This window comes from Polynucleobacter sp. (genome assembly GCF_030693775.1).
Classification (GTDB): domain Bacteria; phylum Pseudomonadota; class Gammaproteobacteria; order Burkholderiales; family Burkholderiaceae; genus Polynucleobacter.
This window is the reverse complement of sequence record NZ_JAUXZY010000004.1, coordinates 396023-411486: the sequence shown is the minus strand read 5'-3', so window position 1 is coordinate 411486 and position 15464 is coordinate 396023. Positions and strand designations below refer to the sequence as shown.

At 52.2% G+C, this 15464-nt stretch carries 12 protein-coding genes; 6 read left to right on the top strand and 6 right to left on the bottom strand.

Annotated elements, in window-relative coordinates; all coding sequences use genetic code 11:
• Position 1 precedes the first annotated feature (1 nt).
• Together Q8M75_RS04810 and xseB are read right to left on the bottom strand one after the other, a co-directional pair.
• Positions 2-886 (bottom strand): polyprenyl synthetase family protein, encoded by an 885-nt coding sequence (locus tag Q8M75_RS04810; protein WP_305486750.1) that lies wholly within the window; start codon positions 884-886, stop codon positions 2-4.
• A gap of 4 nt (positions 887-890) precedes the next feature.
• Positions 891-1124, bottom strand: coding sequence for an exodeoxyribonuclease VII small subunit (gene xseB, locus Q8M75_RS04805; RefSeq protein WP_305486748.1), 234 nt, complete (start codon positions 1122-1124; stop codon positions 891-893).
• Between the two features lie 205 nt (positions 1125-1329).
• On the opposite strand from xseB, the gene Q8M75_RS04800 reads away from it, so the two are divergent.
• Together Q8M75_RS04800 and Q8M75_RS04795 are read left to right on the top strand one after the other, a co-directional pair.
• A complete protein-coding gene (locus Q8M75_RS04800) occupies positions 1330-2427 on the top strand; it encodes an aromatic ring-hydroxylating dioxygenase subunit alpha (protein ID WP_305486746.1) in 1098 nt (365 codons plus the stop codon).
• A gap of 67 nt (positions 2428-2494) precedes the next feature.
• The gene (locus Q8M75_RS04795) at positions 2495-3337 is read left to right on the top strand and encodes a sulfurtransferase (RefSeq protein ID WP_305486744.1); all 843 of its coding nucleotides are present in this window, start codon (positions 2495-2497) and stop codon (positions 3335-3337) included.
• 23 nt (positions 3338-3360) lie between these two features.
• Here Q8M75_RS04795 and Q8M75_RS04790 read toward each other — a convergent pair whose 3' ends face one another.
• Genes Q8M75_RS04790 through polA form a run of 3 tightly spaced genes read right to left on the bottom strand, consistent with a single transcriptional unit; the run spans position 3361 to position 7852 of the window.
• A complete protein-coding gene (locus Q8M75_RS04790; RefSeq protein ID WP_305486740.1) occupies positions 3361-4134 on the bottom strand; it encodes a ZIP family metal transporter in 774 nt (257 codons plus the stop codon).
• On the bottom strand, positions 4131-4994 hold the full coding sequence (locus Q8M75_RS04785) for a dienelactone hydrolase family protein (protein ID WP_305486739.1): 864 nt from the start codon (positions 4992-4994) through the stop codon (positions 4131-4133). Before Q8M75_RS04785 ends, Q8M75_RS04790 begins: the two co-directional genes overlap by 4 nt.
• Before the next feature lie 23 nt (positions 4995-5017).
• A complete protein-coding gene (polA, locus tag Q8M75_RS04780) occupies positions 5018-7852 on the bottom strand; it encodes a DNA polymerase I (protein WP_305486737.1) in 2835 nt (944 codons plus the stop codon).
• Between the two features lie 95 nt (positions 7853-7947).
• Here polA and Q8M75_RS04775 point away from each other — a divergent pair, with 95 nt between their 5' ends.
• The 3 genes from Q8M75_RS04775 to Q8M75_RS04765 are packed head-to-tail and all read left to right on the top strand — an operon-like array spanning position 7948 to position 10139.
• Complete coding sequence (locus Q8M75_RS04775; protein WP_305486735.1) at positions 7948-8331, top strand: hypothetical protein; 384 nt, start codon at positions 7948-7950, stop codon at positions 8329-8331.
• Positions 8332-8343: 12 nt separating this feature from the next.
• On the top strand, positions 8344-9324 hold the full coding sequence (locus Q8M75_RS04770; RefSeq protein WP_305486732.1) for a homoserine kinase: 981 nt from the start codon (positions 8344-8346) through the stop codon (positions 9322-9324).
• A 23-nt stretch (positions 9325-9347) separates the two neighbouring features.
• The gene (locus Q8M75_RS04765) at positions 9348-10139 is read left to right on the top strand and encodes a BPSS1780 family membrane protein (protein ID WP_305486730.1); all 792 of its coding nucleotides are present in this window, start codon (positions 9348-9350) and stop codon (positions 10137-10139) included.
• A gap of 6 nt (positions 10140-10145) precedes the next feature.
• Here Q8M75_RS04765 and Q8M75_RS04760 read toward each other — a convergent pair whose 3' ends face one another.
• Positions 10146-12497: a UvrD-helicase domain-containing protein gene (locus Q8M75_RS04760; RefSeq protein ID WP_305486726.1), complete on the bottom strand. Its 2352-nt coding sequence runs from the start codon at positions 12495-12497 to the stop codon at positions 10146-10148.
• Positions 12498-12521: 24 nt separating this feature from the next.
• On the opposite strand from Q8M75_RS04760, the gene Q8M75_RS04755 reads away from it, so the two are divergent.
• The gene (locus tag Q8M75_RS04755; RefSeq protein WP_305486724.1) at positions 12522-15437 is read left to right on the top strand and encodes a valine--tRNA ligase; all 2916 of its coding nucleotides are present in this window, start codon (positions 12522-12524) and stop codon (positions 15435-15437) included.
• The last annotated feature ends 27 nt before the right edge of the window (positions 15438-15464 follow it).

Sequence of the window (15464 nt, the reverse complement as noted above, 5' to 3'; positions counted from 1 at the left end):
ATTAGTGTGTGCGCTCTACTACCAGCCGCGCCAGTGCGCGCAGTGCATCCGCCTTGGGACCAAACAGTGCAAGACTATCTAAAGCATGGGCTTGTAATTCTTTCGCTTGATTTTGAGCATACTCTAAGCCCATCAGCGTAACGTAGGTTGGCTTATCGTCTGCCGCATCTTTACCCGCAGTCTTACCCAGGGTTTGGCTATCGGCAGTTGCATCGAGCACATCATCTACCACCTGAAAGGCGAGTCCAAGTGCAGTCGAGTATTGCGTCAATTGATTCACTGCAGTTGCATCGAGCTGGGCAGCAATCGCCCCCATGCGAACGGCGCAGCTCAGCAAAGCACCGGTTTTCATGGCGTGCATTTGCTTAAGGGCAGTCAGATCAATTTTTTGACCCACACTCTCCAAATCAATCGCTTGGCCACCAGCCATACCAAGCGAGCCTGAGGCTTTACTGAGTTCACCAATCAGGGATAAGCGCATCTCCGCCGTGCCTTCGGTATCGACCAATACTTCAAACGCTTTGGTTTGCAGAGCATCACCAACCAAGAGCGCCGTTGCCTCATCAAATGCCTTATGTACGGTAGGACGGCCGCGACGTAAATCATCATCATCCATGCACGGCAGATCATCGTGCACCAAGGAATAGGCATGAATCATCTCGATCGCGGCGGCTGCAGCATCGAGCACCTTGGGATTGGCGTTCCCCAACTCACCCGCCGCAAACACGAGTAGGGGACGAATGCGTTTACCGCCACCTTGGGCTGCATAGCGCATGGCCTCGTGGAGGCGTTGCGGTAGTAACTGGGCAGAATCCAGACGACGATCCAAGGCTGCTTCGGCGCGCGCTGAGCCGGCCTGTAACCACACTCCAAAATCAAATGTCATCGGATTAGGCCTCGAATACCCGAACCTGCTGCTCGACTTGCGCTAAGACGCCCTGGCAATGACGCAACAAAGCAGCTCCCCGCTGATAAGCGGCCAGGGTTTCTTCCAGCGAAAACTGACCTGACTCCATATCAGCAATGAGCTTTTCAAGTTCTTTGACAGCCTGCTCATAGCGTAGGGCTGGGTCAATTTGGATCTCTGTGCCACTGGAGGCGGCATCGGATTTTTTTGCTGGCATGCGCAGTTTTCCGGAAAATAATAGGGGTTATATGGCTCGTATGGCTAAATCATGCCTGATTTTCCACCAAAGCAGCGCCTTCCTATAAAAGCGAGCCCCAGTCATCGGTGGGTATAATCCCTTCCTTCCTTTCCAATATCGATCTTTCGATGGTTGGATTGGTTGTTCCGCTTAGCTTCGGCTGACTTTTTCGGGGGTGGGGAGAATGACTAATCTGGCTACCGCGCAGCAACTTGCGCCGTCCAATCTGCAGTTGCCGGTCTCGGCCTACTTTGACGTTGATTTATATCAGCGCGAAATGGCGCTGCTTTTCAAGCAGGGCCCGGGCTATGTTGGTCATCAACTCATGGTTCCAGATCAAGGCTCCTACCGCACCCTCTCTGCCGAAAATGAAGGGCGGCTACTGGTTCGAAATAGCGCAGGTGTTGAACTCCTCTCCAATGTATGCCGCCATCGTCAGGCCCTCATGCTCAATGGCTCAGGCCAAGTCGATACCATCGTTTGCCCTTTGCACCGCTGGACCTATGACTTAGAGGGGCAATTACTAGGAGCGCCTCATTTTGGCGATAAGCCCTGTTTACATTTAGGTAAATCGCCTTTGCAAAACTGGCAAGGCATGCTGTTTGAGGGTCCGCGCGATGTTGCAAAAGACTTAGGCAAATTGGGTGTGGCTAACGATTTAGACTTTACCGGCTACATGCTCGATCACGTTGAGGTGCACGAGTGCAACTACAACTGGAAAACCTTCATTGAGGTCTACCTCGAGGATTACCATGTGGTGCCCTTTCATCCAGGGCTTGGTCAATTTGTATCCTGCGAAGACTTGCATTGGGAATTTGGCGATTGGCACAGCGTACAAACGGTAGGTATCCACAAAAACCTCGCCAACCCAGGCTCCCCGGTCTACCGTCAATGGCATGATGCAGTGCTGCGCCACCATGGCAATAAACCCCCGCAGCATGGTGCTATTTGGCTGACCTACTATCCCAATGTGATGGTTGAGTGGTATCCAGGCGTGCTGTGCATTTCAACCTTGCATCCCATGGGCCCCAATAAAACCCGCAATATTGTGGAGTTTTACTACCCTGAAGAAATCGCCCTATTTGAACGTGAATTCGTGCAGGCTGAACGCGCCGCATACATGGAAACCTGCATCGAAGATGATGAGATTGCAGAGCGCATGGATGCCGGTCGCGCCGCACTCCTGGCACGGGGCGTAAACGAAGTTGGCCCCTACCAAAGTCCAATGGAAGATGGGATGCAGCATTTTCATGAATGGTATCGCCGGGAGATGCAGTTTTAACTAGGCTTGCAGTTGCATTCACGGTAGACTATTTTTTCTTGCCGACGACTCACAAGGAGCTTGCGCTATGCACCCACTCATCACGCCCAATCAATTAGAAGAGCTCGTTAATACGGGCGCAGACATTCTGATCTGCGACTGCCGTTTTGATTTAACTAATCCGCAAGCGGGTCGTGAAGCCTATAACGTAGGTCATATCTTGGGCGCTATCTACGTCGATCTGGATCGCGATCTCTCTGCTGAAAAAACAGGGAGCAACGGTCGTCATCCGCTTCCGAGTCCGCAAGCATGGGCAGATACAAGACAGCGCCTTGGCATTGATGCAAAGACAAGCGTGATTGCCTACGATAATCACGGCTCCGTCTATGCAAGCCGCTTGTGGTGGATGCTTAAAGCCAGCGGGCATGCCCATGTCCAAGTCTTGGATGGCGGCCTCTCCGCATGGAATGGCTCGATTGGTACCATTCCACCGGTCATTGCGCCCTTAAAAGTAACTCCAACTCCGCAGGAATGGGTGGGCGTAGTCACTGTAGACGCCATCGAAGAATGCATTGCAGATCCAAATTTACTGGGCCATTGCATGATCGATGCGCGCGCTGAAGATCGCTTTCGTGGGGAAAATGAAACCTTAGATGCGGTTGGTGGCCATATTCCAGGAGCACTAAATCGCTTCTTTAAACATAACTTAAGTGCAGGGCAATTTAAATCACCTGAAGTCTTGCGCACTGAATTTAAAGCTTTGCTGGGTAGCATCCCTGCAAACAAGGTGATCAATCAGTGTGGCTCTGGTGTGAGTGCTTGCCATAATCTCTTAGCAATGGAAGTAGCCGGCTTATCGGGATCCCGTTTGTACGTCGGCAGCTGGAGCGAGTGGTGCACCGATCCAAAACGGCCGATTGCTACCACCTAGATCGCTTGCTCTTGTGGAGTGACTTAGTGTCCGCGCGAGAGCAATACAACTAGGCCAACGCCACAGCTAATCAGGGCGATTTGGCGCAAAGACTCGCGCCAATGCGATCTGCGGTGCATTTGCGGAATTAAATCACTGACCGCAATATAAATAAATCCACTCGAGGCAATCACGAGTAAGTAGGGCATTGCCGCATTGGCTTTTTCCAAAAAGTAGTAGCCAAGCACGCCGCCTAATACGGAGAGCGCGCCACTGATCACGTTGTAGAGCAATGCGCGTGCGCGTGAGAAGCCGGCATTGATGAGCACAATGAAATCACCAATCTCTTGCGGAATCTCGTGGGCCACAATGGCAATTGCAGTAAACATGCCCACTTCAAAATCAACCATGAATGCGGCAGCAATCAACACACCATCGACGAAGTTGTGCAGACCATCGCCAATCAAAATCATCCAACCGCTTTGACCGGCTTCTTCTGCATCATGCCCGTGGTGGTGGTCGTGGCCATCACCTTCATGATGGTGGCTATGGCGCAGTAGCGCGACTTTCTCAAGTAAAAAGAAGCCCAGCAATCCTGCCAAGAGCACCCCAAAGAGCACATGGGCATCCACCCCGGGCATCTCAAATGCCTCTGGCAAGGAATGTAGTAATGCGGTGGCGAGCAAAATCCCAACTGAAATGCTCACCATGCGATCGACTAGCTTCGCTAAAACACCCAGCGATAAGCTAGCCGCAATCAGAACACTAGTGAGGCCTGCACCTGCTGTTACTAAAACGATGAGCTGCAGATCGGTCATGCCACTCCATTCCGCTTAAACCAATCCAAGCACTTCACCCAACCATCGGCTGCAGGGCCAGCACGATAGGTCTCACGATAATCCGCATGAAACGCATGGGGTGCATCGAGGTAAATCTCAAAACGCGATGCTTTGGCTGCAAGATTTTTTGATCCTGCCGCAGCCAACGCTTGGCGCATCTTATCCACACTCTCCAGTGGAATGCCGGTATCGGCTGAACCATACAAACCCAGTACAGGGGCCTTCAGGTCTGCCGCAATATCGACTGGGTGAAGCGGATTGCCGGCTGTTTTTTCACCGACCAAACGACCGTACCAGGCAACGCCTGCGCGCACTTCAGGCATCGTGGCAGAGAGCCACGTAATGCGGCCGCCCCAGCAAAAGCCAGTAACGCCGACGCGCTTTACGTCACCGCCATTAGCACCAGCCCATGCAATCGCTGCTTTAATGTCGCCCAAAACCTGCGCATCCGGTGTTTTCGAAACAATATTGCTAAAAATTTCAGCTACGGTTCCATAGGTATTGGGATCGCCCGCACGCACAAAAAATTCAGGGGCAATCGCGAGGTAGCCCAACTTCGCAAAACGGCGGGTGACATCCGCAATGTATTCATGGACACCAAAAATCTCGCTGCACACAATCACGATCGGTAATGGCCCCTTGGCCTTTTCGGGACGCGATACATAGGCAGGCATCTGAATGCCGCCCGATGGAATGGATAGTTCGCCCGCTTTGATGCCAGCAAAGTCGGTTTTAATTGCCTGCGCAAGAACCGGTTGGGATGCCGCAACAAAACCGACGCCCAGGCCAGTTGCCGTGACAGCCGATGCCTTCATGAAGTCTCTGCGATTCGTGCTCATATTCATCTCCTCATTTCATTTGATTAATGCGCTTCTTCCCAATTATCACCGACACCGATACTCACCAGCAAAGGTACCTTGAGTTTTGCGACCGAGCACATCAGCCCCGGTAGCGCCTTTTGCACGTAATCCAGCTCGTCTAAAGGCACATCAAAGACCAGTTCATCATGCACTTGCAGCAGCATGCGTGTTTTCAGGTTTTCAGCCTCGAGCCAATTCTGGACCGCAACCATCGCCAATTTAATTAAATCGGCTGCAGTGCCTTGCATCGGCGCATTGATGGCGGCACGTTCGGCGCCCTGCCGGCGGGGGCCATTCGAGCCCTTAATCTCGGGCAGCCAAAGTCGTCTACCAAAGACAGTTTCGACATAACCCTGCTCCCGCGCCTGTAGCTTGGTTTCTTCCATGTAGTGGGCTACGCTGGGATAACGCTCAAAGTAAGTAGCGATGTATTTTTGTGCAGCGGCGCGCTCAATACCCAAATTACCTGCAAGGCCATACGCACTCATGCCATAAATCAAACCAAAGTTAATCACCTTGGCATAGCGGCGCTGCTCTGACGATACTTGCTCGAGCGGAATACCGAAAATTTCAGCGGCAGTTGCCTGATGGATATCTTTACCTGCTGCAAATGCGGTTAACAAACTTTCATCTTCCGCAATGTGCGCCATGATGCGCAGTTCAATTTGCGAATAATCGGCAGACAACAACTTGCAACCTGCCGCTGGCACAAACGCTTCGCGTATTCGTCTACCCTCTTCGGTGCGTACCGGAATGTTCTGCATATTGGGCTCGCTTGATGCCAAGCGCCCTGTCACTGCAACGGCCTGCGAGAAATTGGTATGCACGCGCCCGGTTTTAGGATTCACCATGCGTGGCAATTTCTCAATATAGGTTGACATCAGTTTTGCAAGGCCGCGGTAATCCAAAATTCTCGCCGGCAAGGGAAAATCTTCAGCCAGTTTTTGCAATACCTCTTCATCGGTTGAGGGCGCGCCCGATGGTGTTTTTTTAATCACTGGCAATTGCAATTGCCCAAATAAAATCTCGGCGATTTGTTTTGGTGACTGAATATTAAATGGCTGGCCCGCAAGCGCATGGATCTCACCCTCTAAGGCCAAGAGTCGCTTACCCACTTCGAGCCCTTGGGCCGCTAAACGCGCCGAGTCAATCCGAATGCCATTGCGCTCCATCACTCCCAGTACACGCATGGCTGGCATTTCGATCTGTTCGTATACATAGCGTAAGCCAGGACTACTTTCGATCTGCGGCCACAGGAAATGATGCAGGCGCAAGGTGATGTCGGCATCTTCTGCGGCATAGTTGGTTGCCGTTGCCAGATCAACTTGATCAAAGCCAATTTGATGCGCGCCCTTACCGCACACTTCTTCGTAGCGGATGGTCTTCACGCCTAAGTGGCGCTCCGCCAAGCTATCCATATTGTGGGCCAAATGGGATTCCAGTACGTAGGACTCCAACAAAGTGTCGTGCTGTATCCCGCGTAAGGCAATACCGTAGTTCGCAAAGATATGGGCGTCGTACTTGAGGTTCTGCCCGACTTTGTGGCACTTGGGATCCTCTAACCATGGGCGCATCTGATCCAAGGCTGATTGGCGATCGAGCTGATCCTCGCCCGTGCGGTGCGCCAGTGGAATGTAACAGGCAACCCCCTCTTCTGCGCTGAGTGAAATTCCGACGAGCTCGGCTACCAATGCATCAAGCCCTGTAGTTTCCGTATCAATGCACACCAAATCAGCAGCAGCTATTTTGGCGAGCCAGGCATCGAGTCTTGTTTGATCAACCACGCATTCGTATCGACGCTCAATCGCGTTTTGCTCCGTCGCATCTTTTGCGGGAATGGTTGGTGTTTGTGCTGGTGGATGAGCTGATTTTGATGAAACTGCGCTCGGCGATGAGGCCGAGTCGCCCACCAAATCAAATACGGGAGCATCATTTTTTGTGGCTCCACTTACTGTTGTAGCGCCTTCTTCACTCAACCGCTTTTCCACATCACGCAACCAGGTTTTAAATGCAAAGCGCTCGAAGAACTCTTTTAATACCGGTAAATTCTCTGGCTTGGCATGCAAATCGTCGAGGCCCGGAATATGTTCATTGAGATCGCAGTCCAGTTTGACGGTGAGCAGTTCCCGTGCGCGCAATAGCCAGGGCAGACTGGCACGAAGGTTGTCGCCCACGACACCTTTGATCTCATCTGCACGTGCCATCAATTGATCTAAATCACCGTATTCTGCTAGCCATTTATTTGCCGTCTTCGGTCCAGCCTTGGGGACTCCGGGTACGTTATCCACGGCATCACCCACGATGGTGAGGTAATCGACAATGCGCTCAGGCGGAACGCCAAACTTTTGAGTCACACCGTCGACATCGAGCCTCTCATCAGTCATGGTGTTAATCAGCGATACCGAGGGATTGACCAGCTGTGCCAAATCCTTGTCGCCAGTCGAGATGATGGTGTCCCAGCCTGCCTCAGTAGCTTGCCTGGCCAGCGTACCAATGACATCGTCTGCCTCCACCCCCGAAACGACCAAAACGGGCCAACCTAGGGCCTTGACCAGCTCATGAATCGGCTCAATTTGCGCCACCAAGTCTTCCGGCATGGAGCTGCGATTTGCCTTGTATTCGGGGTATATCTCATCCCGAAAAGTCTTGCCTTTTGCATCAAAAACGCAGGCCAAGTGGTCCGCCTGGATCTCGGCCCTAGCCCGCCGCATCATATTGACCATGCCATAGACCGCCCCGGTAGGCTCCCCAGCCGCATTTCGGAGGTCTGGCATGCCATGAAAGGCCCGATACAGGTAACTGGAGCCGTCTACCAACAAGAGTCTATGTTTAGTCATACCGCAATCGTACAATCTAGTTACTTACTTGTTGCTAATTCCTTGCCATCTCGGCTGAGGGGCTAGCTTGAACTAACCAAAAACCAAGACACTTTATGCGCCCAACCCTGCACCTGCTTGCCACTTCGCTGATTTCAAGCCTCATGGCCATTTGCGCCTCTGCCCAAGCCCAAGGGGGAAATTCCCAGGCGCTGAGCCCAGCAGAGCTTAACCGCATTAACAATCAACCGATTGCTGCCCCCGTTGGTAACCCCGGCGCATTAGGTAATGCAGATGCACGTAAACCTACTTTTGAGTACACCGATCCAGGCGGCACTCAAGTCAAGGAATTTCGTGATGCTAATGCACCAACGGAAGTTCAAGTCAAAGGACCCTTGGGAACCTACGAAATGTCGCCCCCCACATCCGTTATGCCTGGACCGAGTAACAAAACCAATGACAATTTGCTCAGCGTTCCCAGCATTAGCATTCCGTTTTAAGTCACGCTTCGTATGGCCGTATTTACTCCCGTCGAATTAAGCGATATTTCGGAATGGATTTCTGCCGACTTTGATATTGGGGTAGCGTCGGCTGTTCGCGGCATTCAGGGCGGGATCGAGAACTCTAATTTTTTTCTCGACACAAACAACGAGCGCGGTCCAAACGAATTCGTTCTCACTGTTTTTGAGCGCTTATCTGCAGCGCAACTTCCGTATTACCTGGAGCTCATGCGCCATCTCGCTGAAAAAGGCATTCCCGTGCCTAAGCCGATTGCGAATCACGCAGGCGCGATTTTGTTTGCCCTCAAAGGTAAGCCGGCTGCCATCGTCAGCAAGCTCGCAGGCGCATCGTGCATGCAGCCTTCCTCAGCACACTGCGCTATGGTGGGAAGCATGCTGGCAAAAATGCATTTGGCTGGCGCCGACTTTGCCCAGCACCAACCCAATCTGCGCAGCCTTGGCTGGTGGCGCGAAACGGTTCCGGCAATCTTGCCCCACCTGAGTGACGATCAACGCAGCCTATTGGTTGATGAAATGGCTTTTCAAGAAGCATTTTTTGCATCGGCCGCATACCGTGCACTTCCCGAAGGCGCTAGCCATTGCGATCTCTTTCGCGACAACGTCCTATTTGAAGGCCAAGGCTCAGCAATGCGCCTTGGTGGGTTTTTTGATTTCTATTTTGCCGGTACCGATAAATGGTTGTTTGATCTAGCGGTCACCATCAATGATTGGTGCTTCCTAGAAGGCGGCGCGCTGGACTCTGCTCGCATGCAGGCATTAGTTAATGCTTATCAATCCGTGCGGCCACTCAGCCCAGATGAATTAGCCGGTATTGCAGCGATGCTACGTGCGGCCGCCCTGCGTTTTTGGATCTCGCGTTTGTGGGATTTTTATTTGCCCCGCGATGCCCAGATGTTAACACCCCATGATCCAAGCCACTTCGAACGGATATTGCGTAGTCGTCGCCAATCCGCTGCAGGCTCTATTTTTTAAAATTGATCCCACAAAGTGCCTAGATGAAACTCAATCACGTTAACCACAAAGAAGCCATCACTTGGATACGCCAGGGCTTTTGGCTTTTTAAGCAAAACCCGCTGGGGTTTTTAATGCTGGTCTTCATGTACATTTTCTTTGCACAGCTGTCTATTTTGATTCCAGTGATTGGTGTTTTTGCTGTGCTCTTAGTCACTCCCGCCCTTTCGGTGGGGTTTATGACGGCATGCAGGCAAGCGATTCAAAAAGAGCGGATTCTGCCAACGGCGTATTTAGCTGCATTTCGCTTGCCATCCACTGTGGCAAGGAAGCGCATTTTGCAACTCGGCCTGATTTACACCGCCTGCATCTTAATCTTGAGTTTTTTGGCTAGCCTCATCGTCGACTTTGAAGCGCTACTGCCGCTCTTGACTAGCGACCAAGCTCCGAGTGCGGAGGCGATGCAACAGTTGTACAAATTAGTGTTTATTGGCGGCTTACTCTACGTTCCAGTTGCAATGCTGATGTGGTTCGCCCCCCTCTTGGTGGCGTGGGCTGAAATGCCCGTAACGCAAGCGATCTTTTCAAGCTGGATGGCATGCTGGTCCAATCGCGCCGCCTTTGCTTATTACTTGGTGATTTGGGGCATCGTTCTCGTGGCATTGCCCATGATGATTGGTGGCTTACTCGATGCGCTCGATTTAGGGAGCATTGCTTCCTACGTGGTTGTACCCATTTCGATGGCGGGACTCACGATTATGTATTGCTCTTTTTTTGCAACCTGGAAAGGTTGCTTCACTGACAACAATATTGAGCAATTATCGACCGAAGGGTAGGTCGACCTAGGCGTCAATCGCTGTGAGTTTGGCGATGCTAAGTTGTAACCACTTCACACCATGGCGCTTGAAGTTCACCTGAGCACGCGCCTCAAGGTCGAGCCCTTCTAAGCCGACAACACGGCCCTCGCCAAACTTCGTATGGAATACCTGCTGGCCAATCGTAAATGGATAGCCTGAACGCGGTGGTGCAGCCATCCGCTTAACGGTCTCAGTGGCTTTGTTGCGACTGCCTAAGCGCGGCGTCTCCATATCAAACGTATCCATACCCTCGTTATCGCGCTGACGGGTATAGCCACCACCCTGCCAACTGGAGCCAGTATTACGACTACCGCCCCAGCGGGCATCCTTTGCTTTGGGTGTCAGCCATTTCAGGGAATCGGATGGCAGCTCTTCCAAGAAACGCGAGGGCATGTTGTAGCGCACCTGACCATGCAACATGCGGGATTGCGTATGCGATAGGTAAAGGCGCTCTTTTGCGCGGGTAATCGCCACATACATTAAACGGCGCTCCTCTTCTAAACCATTGGCTTCGTTGACGCTGTTCTCATGCGGAAACAAACCCTCTTCGAGGCCCGTGATAAAGACAGCGGTGAACTCAAGCCCTTTGGCAGAGTGCACCGTCATCAATTGAATGGCATCCTGCCCGGCTTGGGCTTGGTTATCGCCTGCCTCAAGCGAGGCATGGGATAAAAAGCCAGCTAGCGGCGACGCTTCGAGCGTACCTGGGTCATTTTCTCCGGGCAGTAATGCAGCTTCGGCATTTTGCCCATAACCCTCTTCGGCAATAAACGCCGTAGCCGCATTAACAAGTTCTTGTAAGTTTTCAACGCGATCCTGGCCTTCGCGCTCGGTCAAATAGTGCTGGATTAAACCGCTGTGCTGAATCACAAACTCAACCGTTTCAGGCAGGGTGTTGCGACGGGTTGCCTCGCGCATGTGGTCTACTAAGCGCACAAAACCACCCAAGGCCGCGCCGGCCTTTCCTTCTAAGCTAGAGGCGGCCAAATACAGTGAGCATTGCTGCTGCCGTGCTGCGTCTTGCAATGCCTCGATCGAGCGCGCACCAATACCACGGGTTGGAAAATTAACCACCCGAGAAAATGAGGTGTCGTCATTAGGATTTTCCAATAAGCGCAAATAAGCGAGCGCATGTTTGATTTCAGCGCGTTCAAAAAAGCGCAGACCGCCGTAGACTCGGTATGGAATCCCTGACGAAAATAGACCGTGCTCAATAATGCGTGACTGGGCATTGCTGCGATAGAGCAAAGCAATATCGCTGCGTCGTAAGCCGCCATTGACGAGCGCTTTAATCTCGTCAATCAGCCAACTCGCCTCCATCCCGTCGCTTGCCGCCTCATAGATGCGAACTGGCTCGCCATGACCCGCATCGGTACGCAGATTTTTTCCGAGACGGCCGGTGTTGTTCGCAATCAAGTGATTTGCTGAATCTAAAATATGGCCATGCGAGCGGTAGTTCTGCTCTAGCTTGACCATGATCGGCTGAAATTGAGTTTCATAAAGGCGCATATTGGCAACATCTGCGCCGCGGAAAGCATAAATACTTTGATCGTCATCACCTACCGCAAAGACAGCGCTAGCATCCGCTTTGGCACGGCCGCCATCGTGGCCAGATAGCAGCTTTAACCAGGCGTACTGCAAGGCATTGGTGTCTTGAAACTCATCAATCAAAATATGACGGAAGCGCTCTTGGTAGTGGGTACGAATGGCTTCACTGTGCTTTAAAAGTTCGTAGCTACGCAATAAGAGCTCAGCAAAGTCAACTACGCCTTCGCGTTGACACTGCTGGTCATAAGCATCGTAGAGCTGCGCCATGCGCGCCTGAAAATCATCGCCGCTTTCCAAATCGCGTGCCCGCATGCCCCGTTCTTTGGCATGCGCAATGAAATACTGCAACTGCTTCGGTGGGTACTTTTCATCATCGACCTTCAAACCTTTGAGCAGGCGTTTGATTGCCGACAACTGGTCTTGGGTATCTAAAATTTGAAAGGTGGAAGGCAATCCAGCATCGCGGTGGTGCGCTCGCAGCAAGCGGTTGCAAAGACCATGAAACGTGCCAATCCACATGCCGCGGGTATTGATCGGCAGCATCGAGCTCAGCCGCATCATCATCTCTTTGGCCGCTTTATTGGTAAATGTCACCGCCAAGACACCAATTGGGGAAACCTGGCCTGTTTGGATGAGCCAGGCGATGCGGGTGGTAAGTACCCGCGTCTTGCCGCTACCGGCACCGGCCAAGATCAGGGCGGACTGGGCATGGCCATTTTCGGCAACCGGAGGTAAGGTCACTGCCTCGCGTTGTTCTGGGTTTAGGTTCGCGAGTAGGTCTGAATACATTACGCCAATTATAATTTGACTCTTATGCCAATCTCCCCGAATACCCCTGAATCAAGCCCAGCCCAGTCCACAGCAGAATCACCTGCTGGAGTCGAGCTAGCCAAATCATATGAACCTGCCCCAATCGAAGCATTTTGGGGTCCGGAATGGGAAAAGCGCGGCATAGCAAGTGCCACCCTTGACGACGATAAGGCGGATTTCAGCATTCAGCTGCCACCGCCCAATGTCACCGGCACCTTGCATATGGGTCACGCATTTAATCAAACCATCATGGACGGCTTGATCCGTCATGCCCGCATGTCTGGCAAAAACACTCTGTGGGTTCCAGGAACCGACCATGCTGGTATTGCCACGCAAATCGTGGTTGAGCGCCAGCTCGATGCGCAAAAAGTATCCCGCCATGATTTAGGACGCGATGTGTTTTTAGAAAAAGTATGGGAGTGGAAAGAAACTTCCGGCTCGACCATTACTCGGCAAATTAGGCGCCTAGGTGCGTCGATTGATTGGGGTCGGGAGTATTTCACGATGGACGACAAAATGTCGGCCTCGGTTGTGGAAGTCTTCGTTCGCCTGCATGAGCAAGGTTTGATTTACCGCGGCAAGCGCCTCGTGAACTGGGACCCGCAGTTGGGTACAGCCGTTTCCGATCTCGAGGTCGTGAGCGAAGAGGAAGACGGTAGCATGTGGCACATCCGCTACCCTTTAAGCGATGGCTCTGGCTCCCTCGTGGTAGCTACGACCCGCCCAGAAACCTTACTGGGTGACGTTGCCGTCATGGTCAATCCCAATGATGAGCGCTATCGCCATCTGATTGGTCAATCGGTCAGCCTACCTCTGTGTGATCGCACCATCCCCATCATCGCCGACGATTACGTTGACCTGGAGTTTGGTACGGGCGTTGTGAAGGTAACTCCAGCACACGACTTTAACGACTATGCCGTTGGTCAGCGCCATCAGCTTCCCCTCATTAATGTTCTGACGCTCGATGCCAAGATCAATGAGAACGCACCGATCGCATACCAAGGTCTTGATCGCTTTGAGGCCCGCAAGCGCGTGGTTGCCGATTTAGAGGCGAGTGGTTTTTTAGAAAAGGTACAGCCCCATAAGCTGATGGTGCCGCGCGGCGACCGCACGCAAGTGATTATTGAACCGATGCTGACCGATCAATGGTTTGTGGCGGTTTCGAAACCATCGCAAGACAACGCCTATAAACCGGGTGAATCCATTGCCAGCGCCGCATTGCATGCGGTTACGAGTGGCGACATCAAATTAGTTCCTGAAAACTGGAATAGCACCTATAACCAGTGGCTAGAGAACATTCAGGATTGGTGTATTTCGCGCCAATTGTGGTGGGGTCATCAGATTCCAGCATGGTATGGCGATGCTGGGCAAATTTTTGTGGCACGATCGGAAACGGATGCGAAAGCAAAAGCACTGGCTGCTGGCTATACCGGCACACTCACCCGTGACCCCGATGTACTCGATACCTGGTTTAGCTCTGCCCTGGTGCCGTTTAGTGCGCTGGGCTGGCCCAAAGAAACCCCGGAGCTCAAGCATTTCTTGCCTTCCTCGGTATTGGTTACTGGCTTTGACATCATTTTCTTTTGGGTGGCGCGAATGGTCATGATGACCTGCCATTTCACGGGCAAGGTGCCGTTTCATACAGTCTATGTCCATGGTCTTGTACGGGATGCGGAAGGCCAGAAGATGAGCAAGTCCAAAGGCAACACCTTGGACCCAATCGACCTGATTGATGGCATCACGCTTGACACCCTCATCGACAAACGCACTACCGGCCTGATGAATCCAAAGCAGGCGGATAGCATTGGCAAAAAAACACGGAAAGAGTTTCCAGAGGGGATTCCGGCGTTTGGTACCGATGCACTGCGCTTTACCTTTGCCTCGCTGGCTTCACTGGGTCGCAACATTAATTTTGATCAGAAGCGCTGCGAAGGTTACCGGAATTTTTGCAACAAACTCTGGAATGCAACCCGCTTTGTCTTGATGAATTGCCCTGGATCAGATGAAGACAACGGCTTTGCCCCCTGCAACGAGCAATGCGGCCCCGATGGCCATCTTGATTTTTCTGCGGCTGATCGCTGGATTGTGTCGGCCCTGCAACGCACTGAGCTTGAGGTTGAAAAAGGCTTTACGCAATACCGCTTTGACAATATCGCCAGCGCCATTTATCAGTTTGTCTGGGACGAATACTGCGATTGGTATTTAGAGCTTGCTAAGGTACAGCTACAAACGGGCACGCCAGCGCAACAACGTGCAACCCGCCGTACTCTTTTGCGTGTACTGGAAACCATTTTGCGCATGGCCCATCCACTCATTCCGTTTATTACCGAGACTCTATGGCAAACGGTTGGGCCCAAAACCGGAAAGATACTTTCTGAACAAGCAGGGCAGTCGATTGCCCTGCAGCCCTATCCAGTGGCACAACCCTCAAAGCTCGATGAACACAGCGAAGCGTGGGTCAATCAAGTCAAGGCGATTGTCGATGCTTGCCGCAACCTGCGAGGAGAGATGCAAATTTCTCCAGCGCAAAAAGTACCGCTATGGATTTATGGACCCGCCGCTTTCTTAGAAAAGGCAAGCCCCTATTTGCAAGCACTGGCAAAACTATCGGAAGTGAAGATTTACAGTGATGAAGCCTTGCTTGAGCGCGATGCCCCTGGGGCGCCCATTGCTTTAGTGGGCGATCTGAAGTTACTCCTGAAGATTGAAGTCGATGTAGACGCTGAACGCATACGGCTGCGTAAAGAAATTGACCGGCTTGCCAATGAAATCACTAAAGCCCGCAGCAAATTAGATAATGAGAGTTTTGTTGCGCGCGCCCCTGTAGAGGTGGTCGCACAAGAAAAGCTGCGTTTGGCTGGATTTGAGCAAAACCACGAAAAATTGCTTGCCCAGCTGGATCGCCTTGGCAAAGCCTAGTTGGCATGCCTGATCTCCGCTAGAATC

Bases quoted from the DNA above. Each gene is read 5' to 3' on its own strand.
- Q8M75_RS04760 (WP_305486726.1), bottom strand. From the start codon at position 12,497: ATGTATTCAGACCTACTCGCGAACCTAAACCCAGAACAACGCGAGGCA.
- Q8M75_RS04800 (WP_305486746.1), top strand. From the start codon at position 1,330: ATGACTAATCTGGCTACCGCGCAGCAACTTGCGCCGTCCAATCTGCAG.
- Q8M75_RS04770 (WP_305486732.1), top strand. From the start codon at position 8,344: ATGGCCGTATTTACTCCCGTCGAATTAAGCGATATTTCGGAATGGATT.
- Q8M75_RS04775 (WP_305486735.1), top strand. From the start codon at position 7,948: ATGCGCCCAACCCTGCACCTGCTTGCCACTTCGCTGATTTCAAGCCTC.
- Q8M75_RS04810 (WP_305486750.1), bottom strand. From the start codon at position 886: ATGACATTTGATTTTGGAGTGTGGTTACAGGCCGGCTCAGCGCGCGCC.
- Q8M75_RS04795 (WP_305486744.1), top strand. From the start codon at position 2,495: ATGCACCCACTCATCACGCCCAATCAATTAGAAGAGCTCGTTAATACG.
- polA (WP_305486737.1), bottom strand. From the start codon at position 7,852: ATGACTAAACATAGACTCTTGTTGGTAGACGGCTCCAGTTACCTGTAT.
- Q8M75_RS04790 (WP_305486740.1), bottom strand. From the start codon at position 4,134: ATGACCGATCTGCAGCTCATCGTTTTAGTAACAGCAGGTGCAGGCCTC.
- Q8M75_RS04785 (WP_305486739.1), bottom strand. From the start codon at position 4,994: ATGAGCACGAATCGCAGAGACTTCATGAAGGCATCGGCTGTCACGGCA.
- Q8M75_RS04765 (WP_305486730.1), top strand. From the start codon at position 9,348: ATGAAACTCAATCACGTTAACCACAAAGAAGCCATCACTTGGATACGC.
- xseB (WP_305486748.1), bottom strand. From the start codon at position 1,124: ATGCCAGCAAAAAAATCCGATGCCGCCTCCAGTGGCACAGAGATCCAA.
- Q8M75_RS04755 (WP_305486724.1), top strand. From the start codon at position 12,522: ATGCCAATCTCCCCGAATACCCCTGAATCAAGCCCAGCCCAGTCCACA.